16 protein-coding genes are annotated in these 16,145 nt (G+C 47.2%); 3 read left to right on the plus strand and 13 right to left on the minus strand.

Translation table 11 applies throughout. The annotated features are described in order from the left end of the window. Positions 1–151: 151 nt before the first annotated feature. The 4 genes from thiS to Q0N89_RS00885 form a co-directional block, all read right to left on the minus strand. Positions 152–352, minus strand: a complete 201-nt coding sequence (gene thiS / locus Q0N89_RS00870; RefSeq protein WP_294032929.1) for a sulfur carrier protein ThiS — start codon at positions 350–352, stop codon at positions 152–154. A gap of 54 nt (positions 353–406) precedes the next feature. Next, positions 407–775: a DUF423 domain-containing protein gene (locus tag Q0N89_RS00875; protein ID WP_294032930.1), complete on the minus strand. Its 369-nt coding sequence runs from the start codon at positions 773–775 to the stop codon at positions 407–409. Between the two features lie 65 nt (positions 776–840). Continuing rightward, positions 841–1,698: an RNA polymerase sigma factor RpoH gene (gene rpoH, locus Q0N89_RS00880; RefSeq protein ID WP_211271266.1), complete on the minus strand. Its 858-nt coding sequence runs from the start codon at positions 1,696–1,698 to the stop codon at positions 841–843. 415 nt (positions 1,699–2,113) lie between these two features. Further along, positions 2,114–2,446 carry a sulfurtransferase TusA family protein gene (locus Q0N89_RS00885; RefSeq protein WP_294032931.1) on the minus strand — a complete coding sequence of 111 codons (333 nt, stop codon included), beginning with the start codon at positions 2,444–2,446 and terminating at the stop codon, positions 2,114–2,116. Positions 2,447–2,640: 194 nt separating this feature from the next. Between Q0N89_RS00885 and Q0N89_RS00890 the strand changes: the two genes are divergently transcribed. Further along, complete coding sequence (locus Q0N89_RS00890) at positions 2,641–3,678, plus strand: zinc-dependent alcohol dehydrogenase family protein (RefSeq protein WP_294032932.1); 1,038 nt, start codon at positions 2,641–2,643, stop codon at positions 3,676–3,678. Positions 3,679–3,751: 73 nt separating this feature from the next. Here the strand turns inward: Q0N89_RS00890 and oppF are convergent, their stop codons facing one another. The 6 genes from oppF to Q0N89_RS00920 all read right to left on the minus strand — a co-directional run bounded on the left by oppF (position 3,752) and on the right by Q0N89_RS00920 (position 11,414). Further along, positions 3,752–4,735 (minus strand): murein tripeptide/oligopeptide ABC transporter ATP binding protein OppF, encoded by a 984-nt coding sequence (oppF, locus tag Q0N89_RS00895; protein WP_294032933.1) that lies wholly within the window; start codon positions 4,733–4,735, stop codon positions 3,752–3,754. A gap of 3 nt (positions 4,736–4,738) precedes the next feature. Continuing rightward, positions 4,739–5,716 carry an oligopeptide ABC transporter ATP-binding protein OppD gene (gene oppD, locus Q0N89_RS00900; RefSeq protein ID WP_294032934.1) on the minus strand — a complete coding sequence of 326 codons (978 nt, stop codon included), beginning with the start codon at positions 5,714–5,716 and terminating at the stop codon, positions 4,739–4,741. A gap of 63 nt (positions 5,717–5,779) precedes the next feature. Further along, positions 5,780–6,679 carry an oligopeptide ABC transporter permease OppC gene (gene oppC, locus Q0N89_RS00905; RefSeq protein ID WP_294032935.1) on the minus strand — a complete coding sequence of 300 codons (900 nt, stop codon included), beginning with the start codon at positions 6,677–6,679 and terminating at the stop codon, positions 5,780–5,782. 32 nt (positions 6,680–6,711) lie between these two features. Continuing rightward, positions 6,712–7,632: an oligopeptide ABC transporter permease OppB gene (gene oppB / locus Q0N89_RS00910; protein WP_294032936.1), complete on the minus strand. Its 921-nt coding sequence runs from the start codon at positions 7,630–7,632 to the stop codon at positions 6,712–6,714. A 397-nt stretch (positions 7,633–8,029) separates the two neighbouring features. Then, positions 8,030–9,655, minus strand: coding sequence for an ABC transporter substrate-binding protein (locus tag Q0N89_RS00915; RefSeq protein ID WP_294032937.1), 1,626 nt, complete (start codon positions 9,653–9,655; stop codon positions 8,030–8,032). Positions 9,656–9,767: 112 nt separating this feature from the next. After that, complete coding sequence (locus Q0N89_RS00920) at positions 9,768–11,414, minus strand: ABC transporter substrate-binding protein (RefSeq protein WP_294032938.1); 1,647 nt, start codon at positions 11,412–11,414, stop codon at positions 9,768–9,770. A gap of 205 nt (positions 11,415–11,619) precedes the next feature. Here Q0N89_RS00920 and Q0N89_RS00925 point away from each other — a divergent pair, with 205 nt between their 5' ends. Then, on the plus strand, positions 11,620–13,122 hold the full coding sequence (locus tag Q0N89_RS00925; RefSeq protein WP_294032939.1) for a M48 family metalloprotease: 1,503 nt from the start codon (positions 11,620–11,622) through the stop codon (positions 13,120–13,122). Between the two features lie 167 nt (positions 13,123–13,289). On the opposite strand, the gene Q0N89_RS00930 is transcribed toward Q0N89_RS00925, so the two are convergent. Genes Q0N89_RS00930 through yihA form a run of 3 tightly spaced genes read right to left on the minus strand, consistent with a single transcriptional unit; the run spans position 13,290 to position 15,351 of the window. Beyond that, on the minus strand, positions 13,290–13,736 hold the full coding sequence (locus tag Q0N89_RS00930) for a GatB/YqeY domain-containing protein (protein ID WP_078254446.1): 447 nt from the start codon (positions 13,734–13,736) through the stop codon (positions 13,290–13,292). Between the two features lie 42 nt (positions 13,737–13,778). Further along, entirely contained in the window at positions 13,779–14,615 is an 837-nt protein-coding gene (gene rsmI, locus Q0N89_RS00935) for a 16S rRNA (cytidine(1402)-2'-O)-methyltransferase (RefSeq protein ID WP_294032940.1), read from the minus strand. After that, positions 14,608–15,351, minus strand: coding sequence for a ribosome biogenesis GTP-binding protein YihA/YsxC (yihA, locus tag Q0N89_RS00940; protein ID WP_294032941.1), 744 nt, complete (start codon positions 15,349–15,351; stop codon positions 14,608–14,610). The genes rsmI and yihA overlap by 8 nt, the downstream gene beginning before the upstream one ends. A 241-nt stretch (positions 15,352–15,592) precedes the next feature. Between yihA and Q0N89_RS00945 the strand changes: the two genes are divergently transcribed. Next, positions 15,593–15,892, plus strand: a complete 300-nt coding sequence (locus Q0N89_RS00945) for a c-type cytochrome (protein WP_228143770.1) — start codon at positions 15,593–15,595, stop codon at positions 15,890–15,892. Positions 15,893–16,145 lie beyond the last annotated feature (253 nt).

Raw genomic sequence — 16,145 nt, forward strand, 5'->3', positions numbered from 1 at the left:
AGCACAAACCAAGTATAAAACAAGTTAAAAACAGCTTGCAAAAGCCTGCTTGATATGCGATAGTACAAGCATACCCAATGATTGTCATTTTATTACTAACAGGCTGTGATAATCATTGGGTATTTTTATTTAATCGGGCTAATAAGTGCCATCAGCCACCACCCACAGCCTGCACCACTTCGATGGTCATGCCATTGCTAAGAGCGGTATCAGCTAGGCGAGATTTTGGCACGAGTAGCCCATCAATTTCGACGGCAAAGCGTCCTTGGGTCAATCCTTGTGCGGTCAGTAGCTCAAGCACGGTGGCGGCTGTCGTTTCAATCGCTTGTCCGTTTAGTAGTAACTGTGTCATAAAGAAATCCGTTTTTGTTATCTGATGGTTTGATTTATACAAGATAATTGTTTATCAATGCTTAACAGTATGACGACCAAAAGCAAGCAATAGCCATGCTACGATAAACAGCGTCCCGCCAATCGGTGTAATCGCACCAAGCCATTTGGGCGCACCCAATGCCATCGCATACAGGCTACCGCTAAAAATCACGATACCGCCTTGCATCAGATAGGCAGACTTATCGGCACGGTATTGGCTCACCGTGTGCAATACACCAATGGCAAGTAGTCCCAAGGCGTGCACGAACAGATATAAGGTAGCTGTCTGCCAAATGTCGATGGCATAGCTGTCGGCAAATTTTTTGAGCCCATGTGCGCCAAACGCCCCAAGACCCACGCCTATGGCAAGATTCAGTGCTGCGATTTTTAGCCAGTTCATCATCATATCATCTGTGAATCATCCGCTTGTAGCTTGATAAGCTTGTCCAAGCGGATGATGGTTATTGTTTAGTCATTTTCCAAAATCATACGGTCAAGCGTGATGGCTTCTTTGATTTTATCCATTGCATTTTTTTCGATTTGGCGGACTCGTTCGGCGGAGATATTGTACACCGCAGCCAGCTCATGCAAGGTGGATTTTTGGTCGGCGAGCCATCGCTGAGTGATGATGTCTCGTGAGCGGTCATCAAGACTGTCCATCGCATCTTTTAGGGCGTTGGTGGTGTTCTCTTCCCAGTCGGCTTCTTCGACCATGTCGGCAGGGTCGGCAGCATCTTCTAAGAATAACTGCGGTGCATAACGCCCATCTTCATCATCCGAATCCTGTGCTTCAAAGGACGCATCGTAGCTGGTGAGCCGTGATTCCATCTCAAGCACTTGCTTGACAGTGACATTCAGATCATTGGCGATGGCGGTGGCTTCTTCGAGTGTCAGCTGATTGCTGGATTTTTTAAGACTTCTTAAATTAAAAAACAGCTTACGGTGCGCCTTAGTGGTGGCGACTTTGACGATACGCCAGTTTTTGATGACAAACTCGTGAATCTCGGCCTTGATCCAATGCACCGCAAAGCTGACCAATCGCACGCCTTTATTGGGATCAAAACGCTTGACCGCTTTCATCAGACCCAGATTGCCTTCTTGGATCAGGTCGGCTTGGGAGAGTCCATAGCCTGAGTAACTGCGTGCGATATGAATCACAAAGCGTAGGTGGCTCATGACAAGCAGGCGCGCCGCTTCGACATCGCCATCATTGTAGTAGCGTAGGGCGAGCTCTTGCTCTTGCTCTGGGGTGAGAATGGGGATTTGGTGCACGGTATTGATATACGCACCGAGATTGACCCCCGGCGCGGCTAGGTGCGTTGGCATCGCAGGCACAAGCTCTTTGGTCGGGATGCTGTGCTTGTCGGTATCGCCATGATCGATGATTTGTGGGCGTTTGTTGATGAGTTGGGTGGCTGATTCGTCCAAGTCATCGATGTCATCAATCAGCGTCTCGTCAAAATCATCGAGCTCGCCGATGAGTTCATCATCAAGCACATCTTCATAATCGGCATAATCTTCATCATAGCCGTCGTCATAATTATCATAGCTGTGACCATCATAATCATCGTGATAGTCATCGTGTCGGTTTCTTGGTGCCATTGTTTCCACTAAATTTTGTTATTCATTGCTTTGTATTGTACGGCAAATTGGCGGTCGTGGCTAGTGTTAGATGTGGTTGTTTTATAAATTTTACAATCAGCAAAGTTTGTGGCAATTTTTAGATACTTAATATAATTAATTAAGGTTTTTTGATAATAAAATGATAAATCATCGCATCAGCCTGCTCGCTTTGCCATGCATGGACGGTGTAGCCGTTTTTTTGGCAAAATGCCACCAAGTCGTGCTGAGAATTTTTGTCCGTAGCAATCAGATACAGTGCCTTGCCATCGGCGACCGAGCGTAGGGTAAGCTTGGCTTTGAGTAATGGCATCGGGCAAGGTAGATTGCGTGCGTCAAAAAATACCGTCACCGTATCTAGTGGCAAGGTGGCTTGATGCAACTGTTCAGTCAGCTGTGCTGATAGCTCTGTTTGGTCGGGTGTGTCTAAAAAATCAAAGATAGGGCTTGTCATGGGTATTGTCTTAATTTTGGCAATAGATTTGAGTGATTGGGATTTTTATAAGGGCAAAACTTGATTTATCAAGGTATTTGTCAAGATGAATTGCTTGTGTAGTAAGATGAAATTGACTACAATTAAAACGATCAATTCGCCTATTTTTTGCCATAGAATTTGTATGGCATCAACAGTTACACAAGGAGTGTCTTATGAAAGCAGTCGTCATAGAACAATTTGGCAAACGCCCAACCATACAAAGCGTAACCGATCCTATCGTGCATGACGATGGCGTAGTCATCGAAGTCAAGGCAACTGGCGTATGTCGCAGTGATTGGCATGGATTTGTGGGGCATGATAGTGATATTATCTTGCCGCATGTGCCAGGACATGAGTTTGCGGGGGTGATTGCCGCTGTGGGCAAGAATGTTAAGCGGTTTGCAGTTGGTGATCGAGTGACGGTGCCCTTTGTGGCAGGCTGTGGGGATTGTCCGAGCTGTCATTCGGGTAATCAACAGGTATGTGATCATCAGTCGCAGCCAGGGTTTACGCATTGGGGGTCGTTCGCCGAACTGGTGGCGGTTCATCATGCAGATCTAAATCTAGTACATCTGCCACAGACGATGGATTTTACCACGGCGGCAAGCTTGGGCTGTCGCTTTGTAACTTCGTATCGTGCGGTGATTGATCAAGCCAAAATCAAAGCTGGACAATGGCTGTGTGTGCATGGTTGCGGTGGCGTGGGTTTGTCAGCGATTATGATTGCTGTGGCGGCAGGTGCTAATGTCATCGCTATCGATGTCCAAGAAGATAAACTGGCATTGGCAAAATCACTGGGTGCTGCCATCTGCCTCAATGCCACAGGTGTTGAAGATGTGGGCGCAGTGGTTCGTGATTTGACCAGTGGCGGTGCGCACGCATCGATAGATGCACTGGGTGCGACAGCAACTTGTGTTAACTCCATCAATAGCTTGCGCAAACTTGGCAAGCATATCCAAGTTGGACTCATGCTGGGCACTCATAGCCTACCACCAATCCCGATGGGTCGTGTGATTGCCAATGAGCTTGAGATTATCGGTAGTCATGGTATGCAGGCGCATCGCTATGATGATATGATGACGCTGATTCAGTCGGGTCGCTTGGCGCCTGAGAAGCTGATTGGCAGGACGATCGATTTGGAAGCGTCTATTGATGCTCTCATAGGTATGGAAAATAACCGTGATGTCGGCGTGACGGTAGTGCAATTGTAAACCATGCTCTGCTAAATATATAGTAGATACAAAAAATCGGCTTAATCACTAAGCCGATTTTTATTATCTTAACTTACACCTGCGCATGTAAGCACGCCACTTGATGATCGTCATTACCAGCAAGGCTTGGCTTGGTCTGGGCACAAGCATCGGTGGCTTTTGGACAGCGAGTGCGGAACACACAGCCTGATGGCGGATTGATTGGGCTTGGTAGATCGCCTTCGAGTAGCTGCACTTCTTTGGTGCGCTCAAGCTCTGGATCGGGCAGCGGCACGGCCGACATCAGTGCTTGGGTGTATGGATGTGTTGGCTTGTCATACACGGCGGTGTCAGTGCCGACTTCGACAGCATTGCCCAGATACATCACCAATACACGATCTGAGATGTGCTTGACGACAGATAGATCGTGGGCGATGAAAATCAGTGCCAAGCCCATTTCTTCTTGGACTTCTTGGAGTAGGTTAATCACCTGCGCCTGAATCGATACATCGAGCGCCGATACTGGCTCATCACAGATGATCAGCTTTGGGCGTAGAATGAGCGCACGAGCGATACCGATACGCTGACACTGACCGCCTGAGAACTCATGTGGATAGCGGTTGATGACATTGGGCAACAGACCCACTTTTTTCATCATCTCACGCACACGCTTGCCAATCTCTTCATTGCCAAGCTCAGGGTGATAGGTGCGTAGTGGCTCGGCGATGATATCACCGACGGTCATGCGGGGGTTTAATGACGCCAACGGATCTTGGAAAATCATCTGAATTTCTTGGCGTTTTTTCTTCCAGCCTTTTTCAGATAAGCCGACCAATTCTTCACCATCAAACAAAATACTGCCTGATTTGGCTTTGACCAGACCAATGATGGTGCGAGCCAGTGTCGATTTACCACAGCCTGATTCACCGACCACGCCTAAGGTTTCACCTGCTTTTAGGTCAAATGACACGCCATTGACGGCTTTTAGGGTGGCAGGCTTTTGCCAAAAGAACGCACCTTTTTTATGAATGTCAAAATGCGTTTGTACATCGCGAACTTGTAATAGTGGGGTACTCATGCATTATTCTCCTACAGGTAGATTTGGGTGCTTCCAGTGGCAGGCGCGCTGACGCTCATTCGGCAAGAATTGTAGCTCAGGCGGTGTGCTGTGGCAGATGTCCATGGCGTATTGGCAACGCTCAACAAATGGACAGCCGACTGGTAGGTTCAGTAGGTTTGGCGGGTTACCAGGAATGGTGGTGAGACGCTCATTGTCATTATCTAGGCGTGGCACAGCACCGAGCAGACCGATGGTGTATGGATGCGTCGGATTATAAAAAATCTCTTCGGTCTTGCCATATGCCATCGTACGACCAGCATACATCACTAGGATGCGATCACAAGTGCCTGCCACAACGCCTAGGTCATGGGTAATCATGATGATGGTGGTGTCAAAGTCACGCTTTAGGTCGTTTAGTAGTGCCATAATCTGTGCTTGCACGGTGACATCAAGTGCAGTGGTCGGTTCGTCAGCGATCAGTAGCTTTGGACGGCACAGTAGCGCCATCGCGATCATCACACGCTGACGCATACCGCCCGAGAACTCATGCGGATACATACCGATACGCTTACGAGCTTCGGGGATTTTGACCGCATCGAGCATACGGATGGATTCTTCCCACGCTTCGGCCTTGCTCATGCCCTTATGTAGCACCAAGACTTCAGACAGCTGATCGCCCACTTTCATAAATGGGTTTAGGCTGGTCATCGGATCTTGGAAGATGATGGCGATCTCATTAGCACGAATTTTGTTCAGCTCATGCTCTGGCATTCCGACCAGTTGTTTGTCACGGAATTTGATTGAGCCTTCGGTGCGACCGTTTTTGGCAAGCAGTCCTAGAATCGAAAAGGCGGTTTGCGATTTGCCCGAGCCTGATTCGCCGACGATGCCAAGCGTTTCGCCTTGATTGAGTTTGAAATTGAGTCCATTGACGGCAGTGACCAAGCCGTCTTCGGTGGCAAATTTGACTTTTAGGTCTGATACTTCTAATAAAGCCATGGTGTTCTCCTAAGGTATGACGATCGCCACACCTTGTTAATATCCTTAAATCTGTGTCATCTATTAGCGATCTTTTGGATCCAGCGCATCACGCAGACCATCGCCCAAGAAGTTAAAACAAAACAGTGTGATGGTCAAAAAGATCGATGGAATGATCAGCTGCCATGGCGATACCTGCATGGTCTGTGCACCTTCTTGTAGTAGTGCACCCCAGCTGGTCATCGGCTCTTGAACGCCCAGACCCAAAAAGCTTAGGAAAGATTCAAACATGATCATATTTGGTACTAGCAGTGACGCATAGACCACGACCACGCCCAGCACATTCGGTACGATATGACGGGTAACGATTTTCCAGCCAGACACACCGCCGACATGAGCCGCTTCGATGAACTCTTTGTTTTTTAGGCTCAAGGTTTGACCACGCACGATACGGGCGATATCAAGCCATGACACCAGACCGATGGCAACAAAGATAAAGATGATGTTACGACCAAATAAAGTCACAAGCAAAATCACAAAGAACATGAACGGAAATGCGTTTAACACTTCAACAAAACGCATCATCAGCATATCTACTTTACCACCCAGATAGCCTGAGATTGCGCCATAGATGGTGCCAAATAGTACCGCCACGAATGCACCAGCGATACCGACCATGAGCGAGATGCGACCACCGACAGCAGTACGTACCAACAGGTCACGACCAAGGTTGTCGGTACCAAAATAGTGCTTGGTTTCCATCGATGGTGCTGATGCCATATTTGCCCAGTCGGTATCGGCATAGCCAAATGGCGCAAACATCGGCACAAATGTCACAAATAATCCAATCAATAATAATACCAAGCCACTGACCAAGGCGGCTTTGTTGCGTGAAAAGCGGCGCCAAGCATCTTGCCACAGGCTACGACCTTTGATTTCTTTGGCTTGGGTCGTGGTTGGTGTGGTCGTTGCAATGTTAGACATAAACAATCCTTATAAAAATATCGCAATCAGGCTTAGTATTTGATTTTTGGGTCGATGACCGCGTATAAAATATCAACGATGGCGTTGAATACGATGGTCAAGACACCCACCAAAATGGTCAAGCTCAGCACCAAGCTGTAATCACGGTTCAAGGCGCCATTGACAAATAGCTGACCAATCCCTGGCAGGCCAAAGATGGTTTCGATGATGATTGAGCCTGTGATGATACCGACGAATGCAGGGCCAAGATATGAAATCACTGGCAGCGATGCAGGGCGCAGGGCGTGCTTGATGACGATGTGTCGCAGTGGCAAGCCTTTGGCGCGTGCGGTGCGGATAAACTGAGAGTTCATCGTCTCAATCATCGAGCCACGAGTGATACGAGCGATACTGGCGATATAGCTTAAGGACAATGCGGTCACCGGTAGCACAAGGTTCATAAAGGCGCCATCATTCCAGCCGCCTGCCGGGAACCACTTTAAAATCACTGCAAAAATCAGCACCATCAGCGGCGCTTTGACAAAGCTTGGGATCGCCACGCCAGCCATCGCAAGCGTCATCAGACCATAGTCAAAAGCGCTGTTTTGCTTGAGTGCTGCGATGATACCCATCGTCACTCCGATGACGACAGCGATAATAAAGGCATAGACGCCAAGCTCAATCGATACAGGTAAGTTCTGAATCAGCAGCTCATTGATGGTATGGTCTTTATATTTGAACGATGGGCCAAAATCCCCGTGCAGTAGCTGCTTAAGATAGTGTAGATATTGTAGCCAAAGCGGATCATTGAGATTGTATTTAGCTTCGATGTTTGCTAGAACCGCAGGGGGTAGATTGCGTTCACCAGTGAATGGACTGCCAGGAGCCAGTCGCATCATAAAAAATGAAATGGTGATCAGAAAAAGTAGCGTTGGAATCGCTTCCAAGGTGCGTCGAATAATGAGCTTGAGCATAAAAAACCTCTTTTTGCCAAGGCAAAACACTTCCATTTGATGGCTGTCTAAGAAAGGGTACAGCCGTGCGGTTGGTCAATGCAGAACCAAAAAATATCAGTCAGTCGCAATAATCATTTTTTTAATGTTGAATTGCATCAAAACTGTATCAATTCTTGCCAGTTTGTAAACACAAACCACAATTTTCGTATTATATCAAAACTTTGCAAGATGATTATGATTTATTTGAGATATTTTGCGATGGCATTATCATAAAAATCGAATAAAACTGCCAAAAAAGTGGGCATTTTAAGCGTTTTGGTGATAATTATGCAAATTTTTGCAATCTATCATCATTTGCAGGCTGCGATAAAAAACAGCCTGCATGGTAGCAGGCTGTTTGTGCGGTGCTTCTGGATTATTGATTGATGACCCAGTATTTGGCTTGCCATTGATCCAGTGGATCTTTGTTGGCGTAGTTGCCGACACGGGGCTTGACCAGGCGCACATTGGCATAGTAGAAAATGTCAATTTGGCTATGATCCTGATCCATGATGCGCTCGGCTTGTTCGTACAGCTTGATGCGATCAGCATCAGATAGACCTGCCGCCAAAGTTTGTGCCATCACTTGATCGTATTCCGCTGACTTATAGCGTGTCCAGTTGTTGGTGTTGTTCGACTTACGCAGATTTAGGAAAGTCGATGCTTCGTTGTAGTCGCCACACCAGCGAGCACGAGCCATTTGATAGTTACCATTACGGCGGCTGTCGAGATAAGACTTCCACTCTTGGTTGGTCAGATTGACATTGACAAAGCCAAGCGAGTCTTTCCATAGGCTACTGGCTGCGACAGCGATTTTCTTATGGCTTTCGTTAGTGTCGTAAAGCAGGTCAAAATTCAGCGGATTTGACTCATTATAGCCTGCTTCGGCAAGTAGCTGTTTGGCGGTCTCGATGCGCTTGGCTTTATCCCATGCTTGCCAATCCGGGGTGTATTTTAGATTACCTTTGATGGCGGTTGGGGTGAATTGGTATGCCGCAATTTGACCTTGACCCATCACTTTTTCGGCGATTTGTTCACGGTCGAGCGTCAATGATAGCGCTTGACGTACCTTTGGATCATTGAACGGTGGTTTTTCGTGGTTTAGGTCATAATAATAAGTGCACAGCGTCGGTGCGGTCTTTAGCTCATCGCCATGTTCTTTTTTAAGCTGTTCAAATTGCTCTGGCGGTAGTTCGCTTGCGGTGATGTCGATCTCACCGGCTTGATAGCGCAGTACATCGGTGGTGGCTTGTGGGATTGGTAGTACCGTTAGGCTCTCAAGCTTGACTTTGTCCGCATCGTAATAGCTTGGGTTCTTTTGTAGGACGATTTTTTCGTTAATCACCCATTGGCTTGGCTTATATGCGCCATTGACGACGATATTGGCAGGATCTGTCCATTTTTCGCCAAATTTCTCCACCGTTGCACGATGCACAGGCTGTACTGATGAGTGAATCATCATATCCACAAAATACGGCACAGGCTCAGATAGAGTGATTTCCAGTGTCTTATCGTCAATCGCCTTGATGCCTAGCTCTTCAGGCTTGACCTTGCCATCGATGACGGCTTGGGCATTGACCAGCTTAGCATCTTCTAGATAGCTGGCGTAGTACGAACCTGTGGCAGGATCGACCAGACGGCGAAAACTATACACAAAGTCATCAGCGGTCACAGGATCACCATTGGACCATTTGGCATCGCGCAGCTTGAATGTCCAGACCTTGTTATCGCTCGTCGTCCATTCGGTGGCGATACCCGGAATCAGATTGCCGTCATTGTCCGTGCTGACTAAGCCTTCTGAGAACTGACGGATGATATTGGCTTCTTGGACGCCTTGAGCTAGGTGTGGATCGAGCGTTTCAGGTTCACTGGCGTTATTGATGGTGATGCCAGTTGGGTTGGCAGCACTGGTAGCAGGCTTGGCGCTGTCTTTTGAGCAGGCGCTGAGTGCTAAGGCTAGGCTGAGCGCAAGTAAGCTTGGTTTTAACAGGGTTTGTTTCATGGGTCTTTCCTTGATCGATGAGTAAATATCGCTATCTGATGGCGATAAAAATTGATGTCATCAAGCTTACGATCGCACGGTTGCGACCATAAGCTTGATGAGTGTTGGCCAATTATTGCTTGATGCTAAGATCTTTGGCTTGCCAGTTGCCCAATGGATCAACGACTGAGAAGCCTTGGATATATGGCTTGACCAAGCGTGGCGCTGTGTATTGATATACAAAGATGGTGGCAGAATCTTTATCCAATTCAGCTTCTGCTTGGGCGTACAGATCGGCACGCTGTTCAGGGGTGACATCACCGCTTAGGGTGCGTGTCATCAGCTGATCAAAGGCAGGGCTGTTGTATTTGCCATAGTTGCTAGAGTTATCTGACTTGAAGGTATTTAGGAAAGTCGATGCTTCGTTGTAGTCAGCACACCAGCCGCCACGAGCCATCTCATGCTTTTGTGTACGGCGAGTTTCTAGATAAGTTTTCCATTCTTGGTTGTTTAGATTAACTTCAACAAAGCCAAGCGATTCTTTCCAAAATGCCGCTGCTGCCACCGCCAAAGTCTTGTGCTGTTCGTTGGTGTTGTACAGCAGTTCAAACTTCAATGGGTTTGATTCGCTATAACCAGCTTCAGCCAAGAGTTTCTTCGCTTCTTCGATGCGCTTGGCTTTATCCCAAGATTTCCACTCAGGCTCAAAGTTTTTCATACCTTGGGTGGCTTCTGGGGTGAATTGATAAGCAACTTTTTGACCTTGTTTTAGGATGCCATCGACGATGGTGTCACGATCAAGTGCCAAAGATAGTGCCTTGCGCACACGCACATCATCAAATGGTGCTTTGGTGTGGTTGAACTCATAATAATAAGTACAAAGCTTCGGTGGCTCGATGACTTCTGCGCCCAGATCTTTTTTGAGCTGATCATATTGCTCTGGTGGCAGTGCATCATAAGTGATGTCGATCTCGCCTGCCTTGTAGCGCTGTACATCGGTGGTCGATGCTGATACAGCAAGCAAGGTCACTTTATTGATCGTGGTCTTGGCATCATCATAGTATTGTGGGTTGCGCTCAAGGACGATGCGCTCATTGACCTGCCAGCTGGCTAGCTTATATGGGCCATTGACGACGATATTTTCGGGAGCTGTCCATTTATCGCCATGTGCTTCGATGACTTTTTGGTTTACAGGCTTGACTGATGTGTGAATCAGCATGTCAGGGAAATATGGCACAGGCTCAGATAGGGTGATTTCAAGTGTCTTATCATCGATGGCTTTGACGCCAAGTTCTTCAGGCTTGACCTTGCCATCGACGACGGCTTGTGCATTCACCACTTTGGCATCTGCTAGATAAGTGGCATACGGTGATGCGGTCGCAGGATCGCCAAGGCGACGCATCGAGTACACAAAGTCATGGGCGGTCACAGGATCGCCATTGGACCATTTGGCATCACGCAGCTTGAATGTCCAGACCTTGTTATCAGTGGTTTCCCAGCTTTCTGCCATACCTGGAATTGTCTTGCCATCAGGATCGGTGGTGGTCAGACCGACGAACATTTGGCGTAGGATATTTGACTCAGGCACGCCTGAAACTTTGTGCGGATCTAGAGATTCTGGCTCAGCGCCGTTATTGATAGTTAGCTCATCGGCTTTAGTGGCTTTGGCAGTGCTTTGGGTAGCTTGTTTGTCAGTTGATTCGCCGCCACAAGCAGCCAATAATGCACTCAAACCAACAGCAAGTGCCAAACGAGATGGAGTAAGTAGTGGGTGTTTCATAAACAATCCTTGAAAATAAAACTAAAAAATACACCAAATTAAGCGAGAATTTGTTGCTTAAGGTAGCCTATATTGACAAAATGTTACAGCCTTGTCAATGCTAATAACAAAAAGTTGTCCATAAGACATACATTTGTACTATTTTTCAAGTACAATCATCATAGGATAATTCTGTTTATTTTGTCTTGTGAATTTAGCCATTGATATGAAAAATTTTCTGACCAAACACCGATTCCATTCATTATACTTGGCGCTGCCCGTGGTGCTTAGCATAAGTACCAGTACCGTACAGGCGCAGGCGCCGACGAGTGCTTTTAGTCTGCCGACGATGACGAGTGGTGCAGGGTTTTATGAAGTGCATCGCAATGAGCAGATTGCCGCTTGGTCATTACGCCAAATCAACCGTGAGCTACCTCTCGTCACCGATCCATGGGTCAATCAGGTGCTAATGCAGTTATCTGGTGAGATGAATGCCGTCGTGCGTACTCGTCAGCTGTATGCCACGCCACTGATTATGGATAAGAATATCAATGCCTTTGCCGTGCCGGGTGGGTTGATTGGTATGAATACAGGGACGATATTATCCGCTCAGGGGCTAGATGAAGTGGCGAGCGTCATCGCGCATGAGATTGCACACATCAGCCAAAAGCACTATGAACACCGCATGGAGAATAATAAACGACTGATGGCACTACAGCTGGGTGGTCTGTTGGCGGCGATTGCTGCATCGGCAGCAGGGGGTGATGCAGCACTACTTGCGATGGCAGGCTCACAGACAGCCACCGCTGAAAACGCCGCCACACACAGCCGTGAGCACGAAAAAGAAGCCGATCGTGTCGGTATGCAAATCTTGGTGCAGGCGGGCTATGATGCCTATGCAATGCCAAGATTTTTTGGGCGATTACAAAGACAGCTGAACATCAACCAAGCCAAAAATGCCTTTATGCCAAGCTTTATGCAGTCGCACCCATTCACCGCCGAACGGCTCAGCGAAGCCAATGCCCGAGCAGCTAGCCATCCTGCGCCGATGATGAGCGCCAAGCAAACCCAAGCCAAGCTATTTGACCGCTGGGTGTGGCGTATCAAATATCTCACCAATCAAACATCGCATACCGAGCTTGTCGCCAATGCTGCCCAAAGCGATGGTGCAAAGCTTGCTTTGGCGACTTATTTGGCAGACCGTCAGCGACATGACGAAGCCAAGCAAGTCTTTGATGGCGTAGCGTTTGACACCGCTGATACGCTCGTGTGCTTGACCAAATCGCACCTATCATTTGCCAAAAAAGACTATCAAAGCGCCATTGAGATACTCACGCCATGCCAAGCCATCTATCCCGAGCGTCGAGATTTACGCCTAGTGCTTGCCAATTATCATATCCATCATGGCGATGGTCAAAAGGCAAATAGCCTACTCTCGCTACTCACCCAAGATGGCTCAAATGACCTAGTGGCGTGGCAATACGCCGCCCAAGCCTATGAGCTGATGGCAAGAAGTGCCCAAGATGACATCGCCAAGACCATCGCCACCATCAATGCGCTCAGAGCGCGCAGTCAAGAAGCACTGTGGCAAGGGCAATATCAAGCAGCCTTGCAGTCCATCGCTCAAGCCGAGCAGCTAGCAGGCGAGCAAGAACGCACTAAGATGATGCTGACCATGCTCAAAAAAGATAAAGAAGCCATTGTGGATGCGCAGGAGTTTAAGCCATAGCTATTAGCTGTTAATGAACAAAGTATGTCTATAAAATTCAAAACATATTTGATTAACTGATAAAAATATTTAAAAAGTTATCCAAAAGCATCAGGCAAACAAAAAGTGGCAATTGATATCGCCACTTTTTGTTTTTGTGGGTTTTGTTCAATTTTGATAAAAATTGATTAACCTGCCAGTGCTTTTTTGACCAAGCCTGAAATCACCGCAGGGTCAGCTTGACCGACGGTTTTTTCTTTGACGGCATTCATCACTTTGCCCATATCTTTCATGCCAGCCGCACCAGTTTCGCTGATGGTTGCGGTGATGATGGCAGTGAGCTCATCATCAGACAGCTGTGCTGGTAGGAACTGCTCGATGATGGTGATTTCAAACTGTTCTTTTTGTGCCAAGTCTTCACGGCCATTGGCTTGATAGATGGTCAATGACTCTTGACGCTGTTTGATTTGCTTTTGTAGTTGCTCAAGCACCGCTTTATCATCAAGCTCAATTTGGCTGTCAATCTCGATTTTTTTGAGTGCAGCTTGGACATTGCGTAGGACTTTGACGGTGTCCATTTCACGGGCTTTCATGGCGGTTTTGACCGCTTCGGTGAGTGTATCTTTTAGGCTCATTACTATTCTCCTGTGTTTATACCATTAAGTTTAAATTATATATCATGCGTTTTGTAGAGCAAGCAGTCTATCATAGACGGCAGATTTTTTGAGCCCCAAGACATCAGCAACGACAGCGGCGGCTTTCTTGGGCGGTAGCTCTTGGGCGATGCGTAGTAGCCATGTGTCATAGTCTTGGACTTCTTGCTCGGTATCATCAGCGCCTGCCACGACGAGTACGATTTCGCCTTTTTGTTGATTGGCGTCATTTTTGACAAAGTCAAGCAACTCGCCAAGTGGCAGTTTTTTGATGGTTTCAAAAGTTTTGGTTAATTCACGGCAAAGTGTTGCTTCACGATGTGCACCAAATACCGTCACCATATCGGCAAGACTGTCGATAATACGATGTGGCGCTTCATAAAAAATCAGCGTTTCAGTGCGGTTTTGCCATGCTTCTAGCGTCTTTTGTCTGCCATGACTTTTGGCGGGCAAAAACCCAATAAAACTAAACTTATCCGATGCCAAGCCTGCCGCTGACAATGCCCCAATCATCGCACACGCACCGACAATCGGCACGACCGTGATGTCATGCTCATGCGCCGCCTTGACTAGGCGAAAACCGGGGTCAGACACCAGTGGCGTGCCTGCATCGCTGATGAGTGCAAGCGATTGCCCGCCGAGCAGTTTGTCAATCAATCGCTCGGTTTGGCTGTCGGCATTGTGCTCATGATAGGCGGTTGTCGGGGTAGTGATGTTAAAATAATTTAACAATTTACCTGATGTGCGAGTATCTTCGCAGGCGATGATATCGACGCTTTTGAGCGTATCGATGGCACGAGCGGTGATGTCAGACAGATTGCCAATCGGTGTGGCAACGATGTATAGCACGCCTTTATTCATCGGTGGTTACCGCTTGAGTGTCAGTTGTGGCAGTGTCTGATGGAGTATCTGTCTGAGTGCTGATATCAGCGTTGTCATTTGATGAAGTAGCATCATCAGCTTTGGCTTTATTATCAATCTCAGCTAAATGTAGCCATTCGCCAAGTATAAGCGCAAGCTCATCCATACCTTCTTTTTTGAGCGCCGAAAATAGCTGAATGCTAAATGGTAAATCCAGTGCTTGTAGCTGTTTTTTGGTGGCGAGTAGGGCAGCTTTTTGAGCGCCACGCTTTAGCTTATCTGACTTGGTCAATAGCACGTGCACAGGCAGACCGCCATCTTTTGCCCAGTGGAGCATCTGCTCATCAAAGTACTTAAGCGGATGGCGAATATCAGTCATCAAGACAAGCCCGACCAACGATTTGCGTGAGACCAGATATTCTTCTAGCTCTTTTTGCCACTTGATTTTCATGCTCTCAGGCACGGCGGCATAGCCATAACCCGGCAAATCAACGATGCGAGCTTCATCAGCCCCCACCTTAAAAAAGTTAATCATCTGCGTACGCCCCGGGGTCTTGGATGAGCGGGCGAGTTGTTTTTGGTGGGTGATGGTGTTGATGGCGGATGACTTGCCAGCATTTGAGCGGCCAGCGAACGCCACTTCAAAGCCACTGTCTTCAGGGCAGAGCTTGAAAGTCGGTGCGGACATCAAAAAACTGGTTTGGTGAATTTTTTTTAAATAGTCGGTGCTGTTCATGAGTTCAATATTGATAAGATTTTGGGCTAAGTTTACCACGAAGGGCGTCATCTTTAAAGGCAAAGTTTGGCAAAGTTGTGATATTGACACATGGTGCTTAATAATAATGACTATCATTCAAAAAAGCAGTTACCAAATTAGGCTTGTAATTACAAGAAAAATGCTGATAATAAAAGGCTAAAAGATGTGATAAGTTTTGGTATCCAACCAGCGTCATCATCCGATGCATAAGGAAAACTTAGTGAAACAATTAAGCCTAATGGCAACATTACTGTGCGTGGCTGTGGGCGTTGGTGCTCAGGCATCAGCCGATGTTGCCAGCACTTACCAAAAAAGCTGCGCCGCTTGTCATGACAGTGGCAATCTGTCTGCGCCAAAAAAAGGCGATACGCAAGTTTGGCAAAAGCTCAAAACCCAAAAAGGCATGGATGGCTTGGTCAAATCCACTCGTCAAGGGATGCCGCAGATGCCTGCGATGGGTCTGTGCCAAACTTGTAGCGACAAAGAATTTGCCGAGTTGATTGACTATATGAGTAAATGAGCATGAGCAAATCAGCCGATGAGATTGTTAATGCCAAATGGTGCTGATTTGTTGTAGTGATGACTAAAGATAGGATGGATTTTGACCAAAAAACGGACAAAATCCATCTTTTTTTTGAAAAAATGTTACCAAACCCACAATTTTTGTAGGAAAATTTAGCCAAACCTTGCTATAATAGTCAGAAGTTTAGGAAGGTTATCCTGTTAATCGTTTTAGAATAGAAAACTGGCGCTGAATTTTGGATTGATTTCAG

The organism is uncultured Moraxella sp., from assembly GCF_945873075.1.
In the GTDB taxonomy this organism is placed as follows: domain Bacteria; phylum Pseudomonadota; class Gammaproteobacteria; order Pseudomonadales; family Moraxellaceae; genus Moraxella.